Annotated in this window: 9 protein-coding genes and 1 pseudogene; 4 read left to right on the forward strand and 6 right to left on the reverse strand. The window is 44.3% G+C overall.

What is annotated here, in order from left to right:
- Positions 1 to 224: 224 nt before the first annotated feature.
- Entirely contained in the window at positions 225 to 1,652 is a 1,428-nt protein-coding gene (gene gltX, locus AB4209_RS20315) for a glutamate--tRNA ligase (RefSeq protein ID WP_017064147.1), read from the reverse strand.
- Between the two features lie 331 nt (positions 1,653 to 1,983).
- On the opposite strand from gltX, the gene AB4209_RS20320 reads away from it, so the two are divergent.
- The gene (locus AB4209_RS20320; RefSeq protein WP_372057121.1) at positions 1,984 to 4,767 is read left to right on the forward strand and encodes a copper-translocating P-type ATPase; all 2,784 of its coding nucleotides are present in this window, start codon (positions 1,984 to 1,986) and stop codon (positions 4,765 to 4,767) included.
- On the forward strand, positions 4,757 to 5,197 hold the full coding sequence (locus tag AB4209_RS20325) for a DUF411 domain-containing protein (protein ID WP_372057123.1): 441 nt from the start codon (positions 4,757 to 4,759) through the stop codon (positions 5,195 to 5,197). Before AB4209_RS20320 ends, AB4209_RS20325 begins: the two co-directional genes overlap by 11 nt.
- A 261-nt stretch (positions 5,198 to 5,458) precedes the next feature.
- On the opposite strand, the gene AB4209_RS20330 is transcribed toward AB4209_RS20325, so the two are convergent.
- Together AB4209_RS20330 and AB4209_RS20335 are read right to left on the reverse strand one after the other, a co-directional pair.
- Complete coding sequence (locus AB4209_RS20330; protein WP_017064150.1) at positions 5,459 to 6,151, reverse strand: oligogalacturonate-specific porin KdgM family protein; 693 nt, start codon at positions 6,149 to 6,151, stop codon at positions 5,459 to 5,461.
- A 533-nt stretch (positions 6,152 to 6,684) separates the two neighbouring features.
- Entirely contained in the window at positions 6,685 to 9,336 is a 2,652-nt protein-coding gene (locus AB4209_RS20335; RefSeq protein WP_372057125.1) for a beta-N-acetylhexosaminidase, read from the reverse strand.
- A 404-nt stretch (positions 9,337 to 9,740) separates the two neighbouring features.
- Here AB4209_RS20335 and AB4209_RS20340 point away from each other — a divergent pair, with 404 nt between their 5' ends.
- Together AB4209_RS20340 and AB4209_RS20345 are read left to right on the forward strand one after the other, a co-directional pair.
- Positions 9,741 to 10,619, forward strand: a complete 879-nt coding sequence (locus tag AB4209_RS20340) for a TraB/GumN family protein (RefSeq protein ID WP_372057126.1) — start codon at positions 9,741 to 9,743, stop codon at positions 10,617 to 10,619.
- A gap of 131 nt (positions 10,620 to 10,750) precedes the next feature.
- Positions 10,751 to 11,161, forward strand: a pseudogene (locus tag AB4209_RS20345) (hypothetical protein).
- 84 nt (positions 11,162 to 11,245) lie between these two features.
- Here AB4209_RS20345 and AB4209_RS20350 read toward each other — a convergent pair.
- From AB4209_RS20350 to AB4209_RS20360, 3 genes are read right to left on the reverse strand one after another with little or no spacing between them, the layout of a single operon-like run.
- A complete protein-coding gene (locus tag AB4209_RS20350; protein ID WP_372057128.1) occupies positions 11,246 to 12,082 on the reverse strand; it encodes a CsgG/HfaB family protein in 837 nt (278 codons plus the stop codon).
- Positions 12,083 to 12,098: 16 nt separating this feature from the next.
- On the reverse strand, positions 12,099 to 12,509 hold the full coding sequence (locus AB4209_RS20355; RefSeq protein ID WP_372057130.1) for a curli assembly protein CsgF: 411 nt from the start codon (positions 12,507 to 12,509) through the stop codon (positions 12,099 to 12,101).
- Positions 12,510 to 12,519: 10 nt separating this feature from the next.
- Complete coding sequence (locus AB4209_RS20360; RefSeq protein ID WP_372057132.1) at positions 12,520 to 12,966, reverse strand: curli production assembly/transport protein CsgE; 447 nt, start codon at positions 12,964 to 12,966, stop codon at positions 12,520 to 12,522.
- Positions 12,967 to 12,968: the final 2 nt, after the last annotated feature.

The following is a 12,968-nucleotide window of genomic DNA, read 5'->3' on the forward strand; positions in this document are numbered from 1 at the left end:
TTCGTCACAACCAAGTTTTGCCATTTGCTTCCTTCAGATTTCACCTCACGGTGAACACCCTTGCATAGGCTAACGGTTCTCGCTCGACTGAGCCCGTAGAGGACTTTCACCTCCTAGATCAACGCCATGCTCGGCGCACCAATAAAAAGCCGACAGCGAATTAAGCTGTCGGCTGATGATCGTTCTATCTCAAGTACATTCTATCTCAAACAAGAGAAATAGGATTAAGCGTTAGCTTCACGCTCAGCAATGAACTCAAGAGCCATCTTGATGCGAGCGATTACGCGCTCTTTACCAACAAGCTCCATCACTGCATCAACAGAAGGAGACTGACCGCCGCCTGTTACTGCTACGCGAAGTGGCATACCGATTTTACCCATGCCGATCTCTAGCTCTTCACATACAGCTGCAATTACACCATCTTTGATGTTTGCAGTAGTGAAATCTTCAAGTGCTTCAACCTTAGCAAGAGCAAGCTCTAGTGGGCCTTTAGCAACACCACGTAGGTGCTTCTTCGCTGCACCAGCTTCAAACTCAGAGAAATCTTCGTAGAAGTAACGAGATTGCTCAGCAAGTTCGATAAGCGTGTTACAACGCTCGCCAACTAGCTTGATCACTTCAGTGATAGCTGGGCCATTTGTTGTATCGATCTTCTGTGCGTCTAGGTGCCATTGCAGGTATTTAGCAACGTACTCAGGCTCAGAAGTCTTGATGTAGTGGTTGTTCAACCAAAGTAGCTTATCAGTGTTGAATGCAGAAGCAGACTTGCTGATAGCCTTCAGGCTGAAGAATTCAATCATCTCTTCTTGAGAGAAGATCTCTTGGTCACCGTGAGACCAGCCTAAACGAACTAGGTAGTTGTTTAGTGCATTTGGTAGGTAACCTTCGTCGCGGTATTGCATTACAGAAACAGCACCGTGACGCTTAGAAAGTTTCGCACCGTCATCACCAAGAATCATTGCACAGTGAGCGAAAGTTGGAACTGGCGCGCCTAGTGCTTCATAGATGTTGATTTGACGAGGTGTGTTGTTGATGTGGTCTTCACCACGAACAACGTGTGTAATACCCATATCCCAGTCATCCACTACAACTACGAAGTTGTAAGTTGGTGCACCGTCTGTACGACGAATGATCAGGTCATCAAGTTGGCTGTTTGCGATTTCAATGCGACCACGGATTTGGTCATCAAATACTACGCTGCCTTCTTTAGGGTTACGGAAACGGATAACGCACGCATCGCCTTCTTTTGCTGCTTCGTTTGCTGCAACAATTTTAGGGTGGTTAGCATCGTAGCGAGCCATTTCTTTGTTTTCTTCTTGCTCTGCACGAATTTCATCAAGCAGCTCTTTAGACGCGTAGCATTTGAATGCTTTGTCTTCAGCAAGTAGCTTATCAACCATTTCGTTGTAACGGTCAAAACGCTTAGATTGGTAGTAAGGACCTTCATCCCATTCCATACCCATCCATTGCATGCCTTCTAGAATTGCATCAACCGCTTCTTGAGAGTTACGCTCAAGGTCTGTGTCTTCGATACGTAGAACGAATTCACCGCCTTGGTTTTTAGCGAATAGCCAAGAGTAAAGTGCAGTACGTGCACCACCAACGTGAAGATAGCCAGTTGGGCTAGGAGCAAAACGAGTTTTAACCGTCATTTAAATACCTTGATTATGTAGGTGATTCTTTTAGTGCTCGCCATTACAAAGCCTGTAACAGAAAAATATCACTAAATTTTGGGCGCTATTTTATCACCACCGCTTAAATCTACAATCAGTAGTGAATGATTAATGCACTGTTGTTGTACGAAAGCTGTTATTGAAAGGCCAATTACGTCTTCAAAGTAGCAAATCGATGGTATTAGCCTGTAGGTTATAGTCGCACATTCTTTATTCCCCTCTCTCATTCCCAAATTGAATCCACCAGCTAATGCACCACTAAGATCAAATTCTTGAATTTATGTTTGACCTTACCCTTACGGGAAGGTTTATGTTAGGCGTAGATGAGAATTGGAGTATCGATATGAACCACTACACAACCGCGCTCAACGGCTTAAATTGCATGGGTTGTGCGAAGAAAGTCCGCACCCTGTTTGCTGATCTCGACAACACGACGATCAATGATATATCGCCGACCTACATCGATATTTCGACTCCATTTAATTACGTTCAACTCAACGAACAGTTGGCGACGCTTGGTTATAGCATGGGCAATAAACTGCACCTTTCGTTATCCGGTCTTAGCTGCGGTAAGTGCGTTAGCAAGCTGACTCAAGCACTTGAACAAACCGAGCAAATCTCAGACCTAGAAATCAGCAAACATGAATTGTCCTTGGTTACTCAGCTTTCAGAACCCGAGCTTATTGAGTTGATCGAAAGCGTGGGTTATCACGCGGCTTCCTACTCAGAAGTTAATGAGCCTTTATCTAATTCAGATTCAGAATACGATAAAAAAACAGCGCCAGTGGAGCCGACACAAGATAAACCTGCTGCTAGCCAATATACCTATCACCTTGTTCTTGAGGGGATGACTTGTGCGAGTTGTGTCTCTTCGGTAGAGAAAGCACTGAAAAAGAATGAGTTTGTCGACCAAGCTCAGATCAACCTTGCCGAACAAACTGCCTTGGTTTTCACCTCCAAAACACGTGATCTCATTGAAAACAAGCTCATCGAATCAGTCAAAGCTGCGGGGTATGGCGCCGAGTTTGTTGATGATGCGGCAACACAACAACAAAAACAGCAAGAGCAACAACTTCGCACTCAACAGGCCTTCCTAAAAAATTCAGTGAGTGCGCTACTGCTTGGGGCACCGCTAATGGCATGGGGCGTGTTCGGCGGCAGCATGACCATTACTACATTTAACGACCAACTGGCTTGGGGATTCATTGGTGTGGTTTGTTTAGTGTTGTTAGCCACTTCTGGACGCAGCTTCTTCACCAATGCTTGGCAATCCTTGATGCATAAACGCGCGACCATGGACACGCTAGTAGCTTTGGGTACAGGCGCAGCATGGTTCTACTCAATGTTGGTTGTGCTGATTCCATCATGGTTCCCTGAAGCTTCTCGCCACGTCTACTTTGAGGCGAGCGCGATGATCATTGGCCTTATTTCTTTGGGTCACTACATCGAGGCCAAAGCCAAAGCTCGCACTACAAAATCGCTACAGGCACTGATTAATTTACAGCCTCAAAAAGCGATGGTTATCGTCGATGGCAAAGAGCAAACCATCGCCGTAGAGGCCATCCAAGTTGGCATGCAAGTTCGAGTAAAGCCGGGAGAAAAAGTCCCTGTCGATGGTGTCGTGGTTTCGGGTGAATCTTATATCGATGAATCGATGCTGACTGGTGAGCCGCTTCCCAACGTAAAATCAGTTAATGATGGCGTTTCTGCAGGTACCATTAATGGTGACGGCAGCTTAATTATTGAAGCGACAGGAATTGGCTCAAGCACTATGTTGGCTCGCATTATCCAGATGGTTCGCCAAGCACAAAGCAGTAAACCTGCAATTGCCAAGCTTGCCGACTCTATCTCTGCTGTTTTCGTTCCTGTTGTAGTCGCGATCGCTGCCATTGCCGCCTTAGTTTGGTTTTTTGTTGGCCCACAACCAAGTGCAAGCTACATGCTAGTGGTATCGACGACCGTGCTGATCATCGCTTGCCCATGTGCATTAGGTCTCGCGACCCCACTCTCTATTACTGTCGGTGTCGGTAAAGCGGCTGAGTTTGGCGTTCTAATCAAAGACGCCGATGTATTGCAATCAGCTAGCAAAATCGATGCTGTTGTGTTTGATAAAACAGGCACATTGACCCAAGGAAAACCAACCGTTCAACAGGCCTTTTACCCTAATCTAACGGAACGGGAATTACTGGCTTACGCTTATTCAGTGGAAGTAGGATCTGAGCACCCACTTGCCAAAGCCGTTTGCCAATATGCAGAGAGCTTGGAAGTTTCAGTACTCCCACACAGCGACTTTGAAAACCGCCGCGGCCTTGGCGTACAAGCCAACATTAACGGAAAACACATCCAAGTCGGCTCTCTTAAATACCTAACCCAACTCGGTGTTGATACTCAAATAGGTAGTGACTTTATTGAACTTTGCCGCGCACAAGCATGGACGCCAATCTTCGTCGTCATCGACCAAAAACTGGAAGGCATATTGGGCATTTCAGACGCGTTAAAAATAGATAGCAAACAGGCGATAGCTCAACTAAAATCCGCCGGAATTCACACTGTGCTATTAACGGGCGACAACGACTCTGTAGCTCAAGCGATAGGTAAAAACGTCGGTATCGACGAAGTGATTTCAGAAGTGCTTCCAGAGCAGAAAGCTCAACACATTGTTCAGCTGCAACAGCAATATAAGAGTGTTGCCATGGTCGGAGACGGTATTAACGACGCGCCTGCACTTGCTCAAGCAGATATAGGCATAGCAATGGGTAGCGGCAGCGATGTGGCGATTGAAAGTGCGCAAATGACGCTACTCAACTCGTCGCCATTATCTGTCAGTAACGCGATTGAGCTTTCCCAAGCGACCGTGAGAAACATGAAGCAAAACCTGTTTGGTGCCTTTATCTATAATTCACTTGGTATTCCAATTGCGGCTGGTGTGCTCTACCCATTCTTTGGATTTTTACTTAGCCCTGTCGTTGCAGGCGCTGCGATGGCGATGTCATCAATCACCGTAGTCAGCAATGCCAACAGATTAAGACTGTTCAAACCCACTCATTCTAATATCAACAAAAACCATATTCATGAGGTTAACCATGATTCGTAAAATTATGACTCTTACTGCACTCGCTACAATCTCAGGACAAGCTTTAGCTACTGATGTTCTAAACCACAAATCTCCATACTGCGGCTGCTGCACAGAATGGACTGAACATATGCGAGATGCTGGGTTCGATGTTACTGAGAAGCTCCACGATGATATGAACCCAATCAAGCAGAAACTAGGGATAACACAAGAGCTAGCCTCTTGCCACACTGCAGAGATCGACGGATACGTATTTGAAGGACACATTCCAGCAGATGACATTAAAGCCTTTCTAGAAAACCCACCACGTAATGCGATTGGTTTAGCGGTTCCGGGTATGCCAATGGGTTCGCCAGGCATGGAATATGGCGATAAGAAAGACGAGTATTCTGTGTATGCGTTTAATGAAAAAGGTCAGGTGTTTGAATACCGTCACTACAACGGAAAATAGAACCTAAACAGACCAACACACAGCAATAAAAAGAAGTCATAAAAATAGAGCCTAGCATTCAGTAAACCCAAGACTGTGGTTTACTTGCTAGGCTCTTTGCTTTTGGACAGTAAAGCAAATCTTGTCGCGGCACCAACCGGGCTGTTAGTACCGCTATGTTCCCCTCGCTAATTAGCTAGCAAGCTATTTAGCAAAAAGCTATTTAGCGAAGAAGCTCACTCGGCTAATAATCTAATAGACTAAGCAACCAAGCGAATCAGCTTAGAAGCCGTAAGAAGCACCGAATACGAATGCGTTGTTCTGCTTAGAATCGCCGTTTGCGAAATCTACACCGTTAGCTTGGCTACGGAATTCAAAGTAAGGTTGAACACCTTGACGAGTCCATGTTGCACGTAACTCGTGGTCCATCGCTTCAGCATCAATCATGTATACGTTGTTGTAGCTAAGCGCTAGGTCAGCATTCACTGTGTAAGCAATGCGGTTATCCATGCGGTAGTCTGTGTCAGCATTAGCTGAAGTATCATCGATGTGTGCACGAGTACGGTTACTAATAGAGATGCCGTTGTCGAAGTTGTAACCGATCTTAACTAGTGGACGGAACTGAATGCTTTCGCCTGCAGAGAATAGGTGTTGGTAACCCGCAGCAACCCATAGGTTGTCAGTGATGTTGAAAGATTGCTCACCACCTACAGTGATGCCTGGAGTAGTATTACCTGCACCGCCATTTTCAGATTCAAGTTTGCCCAGTTGGATACCATCAAACTCAGAATAAACCGTGAAGCCGCCTAGAGAGTTGTCAAACGTGTGACCAGCTTCTAGCGTAGAAGTCATGTCAGAACCGTGGATACGGCCATCGTCATGAATTTGGATGTTACCCGTTACGTAAGAAGAACCAGCAAAAGCACTAGAAGCGAAAGCAAGAGAAAGAGCACTTAGAGCGATAATTTTTTTCATAGTAAACTGCCTTAGTTTAATTTTTTCAGCGGCACATCTTCGGTACATCATTCACCTTCACCGCTTGAGTAGTTGGTAGCCTCCCTGGCATGAAATCTATGTTGCTCGAATTAATTCGCGTTTAAAAATAAAAGGGACAGCAGAGTGATCCCTCTCACTATCAAAAAAAGACAAGTTATTTAAAACTTTAAAATCAACAACTTAAAAACATAAAAATTGATAAAAAACTTAAGATGGAAAAATATACAGATCGGGATCACGTTATTTCACGAAGAAAAATTAGATCTAGATAGTTGAATCACATCTGATTTAGAGTTTTTTACAGGTGGCTTATTTTTTGAAGAGAATAATGAGAAGCGCGTCACTTTTGGGATTAAAGTCACCTTATGTGCATTGTTGATGATATGACCAAAGGCGATTTCTATATGTTTCAGTTTTGGATATGCACCTAATTCGCAGTAAACAAAAAGAGCTCCCGTTTTATCTTGAATAAGATAAAGGTCAGGAGCTCTTCTACTAATAGTGCTTATCGATTATTTAACTGAGGTCACTCGACTTACTTTCTCACCACTTTCTGAAATAGAGCGGATGTAAGTCTCACCAGAAACTGATGGACGTTGTTGCTCATCGTATGTTAGCCAGTTTTCGCCATCAGCAGAGTATTGCAGCTCTACACCTGGGAATTGAACGTTCATCGCTAGCTTACCGTCAACAACCTTCGCACCTGGAACTGGTAGTCGGTAATCAATACCCGCTTTTTCTAGCTTAGCTAGCTCACGTTGACCAAGAATATTCGCGAAGCGATTAAAGTCGCTGTTCAACGCTTGCTTATTCACTAAGTTAGTTTCTTGAGAGTATTCAACACCAACCTTGTAGTCGTTTTCCCAATCTGCTCGGTGCCATGCGCGCTCTGCTGCTGCCAATACGCGAGGGAACACCATGTATTCATATTGCTCGTCAGTACGTACTGTTTCTGACCAAAGTTGAGCTGACAGACCGTAGAAAGGTTTAGCTTCAACCTCACCTTTACCACTGAAGCCATTGCCGTCACGGTCTAGAGATGTTTCTGCGTTTTGTGGCATGTTCTCTGGCGCAAAGCCAAACATCTTACGAGTATCGGTTGCACGTGTTGCCCAGTAGTAACCACGTTCTGCTGCGTCTACTTCGTATGGCATATCCATGTATACGTAATCTGGGTTAGAAACAATTACGTCATAACCTTTCGCAGACCAGTCGTAAACTGATGAAGTGCCGCCCCAGTAAAGAACATCCCAGAAGTTAACGCGCGTACTTTCTGTTGCAAATGCTTCTTCACCTTCGCTGTATTTCAGGCCATCTTGCCACGCTTGGAAGTGTGGAATACCCTTCTCAGCAACAATCTTAGACACCTCTTCTGCAAAGTGGCTTGGCAGGTGACCGAAATCGCTTACTGTACCGTCAGCAATTAATTTCTGACATTGTGGAGATTGTTGGAACGGCTTATCTTGCTTAGATAAATCAATGTTACCTTTCCATGCCACTTTGTCTTCTGCATTAATATCTTGTAAGCCAGCGCCTAACTTAATGTTTTTCGCTTCATCGCCACCAAAGTGCCAAGTCGTTAGCGGTACGCCCGCTTCTTGGTGCATTGCCGCCACTTCAGAGATTACTTTATCGACGAAGTGAGTTGATGACTCCATACATGGGTTAATGAAGCTTTGCTTATCGTAGAACTGAACCGTGGTTACATTCGATGTATCTTGCGGATCCATCAAGCGGTATTCGTTCGCTTCTGCTTCTTTGCCTTCCGCCATGAGACGAGTGTAACGCGCTTCCATTGATACCACAGCTGAACGAGCGTGTGCTGGCATATCAATTTCAGGGATAACTTCGATGCTGCGCGCTTTAGCGTAGCTTAGGATCTCGACGTAATCCGCTTTACTAAAGAAACCAGAGCCAAAGTTGTCTGTTGTTGGACCAGAACCTAGCTGAGGCAGTAAGCAGCTTTGTTCATCCAAATCAAAACAACGATTAGACCCTACATCCGTTAGCTCTGGTAAACCTGGAATTTCTAAACGCCAACCTTCATCATCCGTTAGGTGAAGGTGCAGTTTATTCATCTTGTATGCCGCCATTTGATCTAGCGTTGCTAGGATGGCATCTTTTGAGTGGAAGTTTCGAGCAACGTCCACCATCACACCACGATAATCAAAGCGCGGCGCATCTTTAATTGACAGTTGTGGTAATGATTCAGCGTTCTGACTATCTATTAGGCCAAAAATAGACTGAACTGCGTAGAAAGCACCCGTTTTATCAAACGCTTTAATTGCAATCCCCTCTTCCGAGATGCTTAGTTCATAAGCGCCAGATTTCGCTAAATCACCCGTAAACTGAGTAGGAACAACAGCGACACTCACAGGTAGGTCGCCACTCACATCTACGTTTACCACATCTGCACGTTCTTCAATTGCTGCGAATTGCTCAGCGTCGAATGCGTCTTTAGGTAGGGCAATACCACCAGCAATGCTAACTGAACCTTCACCGGCTTCTACCGACATTGGCGTTGGTAGTAAAGTAGTTGATACGTCTTGCGTTGCTAGATCAGCATTCTTTTCAAAACGCGTCACCGCTGTCGCCATTACGTTATTATCATCAGGCGTACGCTTAAGGTTATTACCCTCTAGACCAGTTACGAACGATGCAACATCTTCTGTATTCAATGATGCAATCATCTTAGGTTCTGCGTTTGGCGCCGTCACGAATGCACCTGGCATAAAGTCAGTTTCAAACAGTTGCCAGTATTCACTCGTTAACGGAAGAACCACTTCTTCACCAGCCGCAAAGCCGTCAAATTTTTCAGTAGGTTCTAGCTTGTGAAGGTCACCAGTAACGCGAGTGATCTTAAATTGCTCATTATCAACATCTAAAATAAGACGAATACTGTGGAAGTAGATGCTCCAATCTTTAGAGTCAATCGCTTCACCTTCATTGGTTAGCGTCATGTTCACTTTATTACATGACGCCCATTCAGCACCTAGGTCCTGACAAGCCAAGCCTTCATTCGCACCATGATTAGTTAGAATTTCGTACTGAACATCAAGATTATCAGCCAGTGCATTCACTACTTTTTGTTCTGGTGCTTGCGTTACTGCACAACCTGTTAGGCCAGCCAATACCGCTACAGATAGTAAGTTTCTCTTCAACATCGTATTCACCCATAAATTAAAAATTGAGTAAGAAGCAAAATGGAGCGCTTCGAAAGTTAGATAAACTATATGGGCTTATTTTTTACCGTGAATTAAATCGAGCTAATAAAGTGATCGGCTTCAAATCTCAAAAATATTGATAAATTTAATTTAAATAAAATCATCAAGTTACAAGCAACGGCACTTCCGTCATTTTAATTTTGACGTAAAATTTGAGAAATGAATCACAATCTTTTTTACCGATTTCATAAAATCGTGTCATTGGTAGTCAGAAAGGATTTAGAGTTTCAGCGTATTATTATACTTTTCGTACAAACAACGTGACATTGTTCTCAAAAAAAACCGTTAAAAAACACCGTCAAAATCGATTTTAACGAGTTTAATACTTCCTTAAGGAGCTCCCTTTGCGTCCACTCTGGTACATGGTTTTATTCGTTCTCGCTTTTTCAGCTAGGCAAGCGGTCGCCGAGCCCCTTTATTGGCAAGCACAAAAGGATGATCTGACACTCACTATCTTAGGTTCAGTGCACGTTGGAGACGAGAGTATGTACCCCCTTCCTTCGGCGATCACCGACGCGCTAAAAAACAGTGATGGCTTAATTATCGAAACGGATATCAGAAAGTCTGATGGCGTTGTATATCCCCACAACAAACTCACAACTGCCGATGTACTCAATGAACAACAGCTGCAATTATTAACCGACATCTCAAAATCATTGGGCATGCCGACGCAACAGCTGCTTAGTTCACCGCCTTGGGCAACTTCTCTCTCCATACAAATGCAGCAGTTAAAAAACCTTGGTTATGGCTCCGCCAGCGGCGTTGATGCGACGCTAGCGAACAAAGCGACTACCCAAGATGTTCCGGTTATCAGTTTGGAGCCTCTGCAATTCCAAATAGACCTGATGACAAAACAAAAGGACGACGGTAAAGAGTGGTTAGTCAGTAGCCTTGAAGAATTTGACCAAACTGATCGCGTGGTTCATTGCCTGATTGAAAGCTGGAAAGCGGGTGATTTAGCGAAGCTGGAAGCCTTCTCAGAACTGTCAGAGATATCGCCTGAACTTGAGAAAGCATTCTTAACCGATCGCAACATAGACTGGGCAAACAAACTATCCTCCAATGATTGGAAGCTTAAGACTAAAGGGAACTACATGATAGTAGTTGGTACCTTGCACCTAATTGGAGAAGGTAACCTTATACAGTTATTAGAAAAGAAAGGCTTCAGTGTCATTCAGCAATCACAAAGCCAATCAGCCCAATGTCAATTTGAGACTAGCTAAAAAAGCTAACGATGCTCAACCTCATTTTGTTTTCGTTATAAAAGCATTTCCTTAATAACAGAATCTTTACATTTAATAGCACCATTGCAGTGCTATTATCTTTCGCTCTTTTTACCTATGGCGTTGTTCTAATGAAACCAGTACTTTTTGCTTTCCCTTTAGCCCTCACGATGCTGATGCCCTCAATAGCCTCAGCCAAAGAAACATGAACCATCGAACAGTTTCAGGCGATAGACATACAACCGGATACCAAAGGCGGTGTATTAGATAAAGAAAGCGGACAGTTTTTGATTACAGAGAAACCACCGATGCGCTGCGCCAATATTACGTTCACAACATCTACAACACGAAACCGTATCGCAAGCCAAATGAACAACAATTTTGAAGCAAACTTTTACGACAACCAAACGGGAAGCTCTCACTCGGTGACGTTTGATGAAGATGAAATAAATCGAATAGGCCCGAATAAGCCAGCGGAAGCGTATGTTTGTTTTGTTACCTCGGAAACACCGATAAAAGATATTACGTGTGATGTGAATTGATCATTGAGTTGCTTGAAGAAAAAAACAGGGCTAAGGGAAAGGTCCGTTTTCCGCATAGCCCTATTTTGCTGCTTACTCGGTAGCTTAAAGTATGTCTGTACTCGCTTCGGAATAACGTGCGATAATCGGATTTTCTAATGCATTCGGATCGCCCGGCGACCACATTCCACGCTTCATTCCTTTCACAATCAAATGAATCACCGCGGCATCAATAGCAGACATCACAGCAATATTGACCGGTTCATTTTGGCTATAGCCCATTTCAACTTCCAACAGTTCTTTGTAATCAACAAATCGAAATGCGCCGAACCCAATCTCGTGTGAAGAGATAGTTTTAGTGGTGGTGACACTCAATAGAACTTGCCCGGTTCTTACATCAACGGCTCTTAAGTTAACCGTCACTTGATCGGTTCTATACTGTCCTGAACCACCGACCCCAAGATACTTGGCACCCGCACCGCCTGTCACGATATTCGAGTCATAAGCCACAATCCCGCCTTCGATGACGATGTTAGCGGAACTCAAAGACGACAAGTCTGCCCCATGATTATTTACGACCTTATCTTTTTTCTGAGCCGCTCGAATGATCTTACGTTCAGTCAATAAGTTTTGGAGCCCTTCACGCTCCAGAGGTACAAACCACTGAGAGTCGATAAGTGCTGTCGTCAATAAAGACGTCCCACCCTGTGGCACTGCTGTGGAAAAGTTACTGTTTGGCTGAGGCTTGTATTGGCCTGTTTGATCTCTAAAGTCATAAACTGAGACCAATATTTTCCCGCGAGGCTGAGGTAATGAGATAAGATCGGTATAAGTCGATCCTCTCGGCATCAGTTTTGGCGTTTCAGAAGTCTCTGGAATTTGCATAGAGTAAGTGCACCCTCCCAACACAAAGGTCAAGAGGACGATAATGATCGATTTCATAACACAATCCTTGTGATTAGAGGTCTGGGTTTAGTCCCGAAACACTGATTTCTGTTGATTCCCCTGTCGCTTTATCGACGATTTGAACGAGTAAGGTCCCGGAGTCGTCAACAATATTGAGGAAAAAGTCATCTGTTTCTAACTGCCCTGTATTTCCGTTACCTACATCAGCAAGCAACTGGCTTATCAAACGAGACTCTAAACTAGACGCTAAACGATCTAAGGCTGATTCTTGCTCATCAAAGATATCCCTTGCACTTGGGTCTTCATAATCATTGATAGCATTAGAGTGATTAAAAAGGTGAGAACTGTTTAAAGCGTTTCCGCCAAAACTTGGATTTACGGGCGTATAAACTAATTCGCTTGAGTAAACCGAAGGCGAAACTATCAGCGCAATGAGCGCGGCCTTTCTGGAAAATATCGACATCCTTGGCTCCTTAAAATTCATCATGGTCTAGATCGTAAGTGTCCTGAAAGAGTCTCTCTGCTTGCCATCTGATAATGTAATTCCCTACAACTCGAGTGGCATCGGCAGCTCGTTCTTTCGCTTGTCTACGACCAGGGGACAACGCCGTACGGAAGACCGGTTTTCTAGAGTGTTGAACCTCTATGATGCTTCCAGATAAAGCCGTTGGCCTCTCTTTTACCGTCAAATTTTCCTTAAGGTTGGGATAACTCTCGTTGAGCGATTGCGAGAAGAAGAAGTAGAAGTCATCGCCTAAGCGCGTAATTGTTCTATCCACTATGATCCCGTCAACTTCGCTAAAGTCGTTAAACTTTTCCTTCAGGTTATTTGTCGAATCCTCAAGTTTTGTTCCATTTTCTAAGGGAGCACCGTTTTCAAGACCATGACTCGTATCCCCTGCACGGCTTTGTTGCGTAATTC

This window comes from Vibrio sp. 10N.286.48.C11 (assembly GCF_041469805.1).
Classification (GTDB): domain Bacteria; phylum Pseudomonadota; class Gammaproteobacteria; order Enterobacterales; family Vibrionaceae; genus Vibrio; species Vibrio crassostreae_C.

What these genes read in the sequence shown, in the direction of transcription:
- AB4209_RS20330 (WP_017064150.1), bottom strand. Translation starts at nt 6,151, where the DNA reads ATGAAAAAAATTATCGCTCTAAGTGCTCTTTCTCTTGCTTTCGCTTCT.
- gltX (WP_017064147.1), bottom strand. Translation starts at nt 1,652, where the DNA reads ATGACGGTTAAAACTCGTTTTGCTCCTAGCCCAACTGGCTATCTTCAC.
- AB4209_RS20350 (WP_372057128.1), bottom strand. Translation starts at nt 12,082, where the DNA reads ATGAAATCGATCATTATCGTCCTCTTGACCTTTGTGTTGGGAGGGTGC.
- AB4209_RS20355 (WP_372057130.1), bottom strand. Translation starts at nt 12,509, where the DNA reads ATGTCGATATTTTCCAGAAAGGCCGCGCTCATTGCGCTGATAGTTTCG.
- AB4209_RS20325 (WP_372057123.1), top strand. Translation starts at nt 4,757, where the DNA reads ATGATTCGTAAAATTATGACTCTTACTGCACTCGCTACAATCTCAGGA.
- AB4209_RS20320 (WP_372057121.1), top strand. Translation starts at nt 1,984, where the DNA reads ATGTTAGGCGTAGATGAGAATTGGAGTATCGATATGAACCACTACACA.
- AB4209_RS20335 (WP_372057125.1), bottom strand. Translation starts at nt 9,336, where the DNA reads ATGTTGAAGAGAAACTTACTATCTGTAGCGGTATTGGCTGGCCTAACA.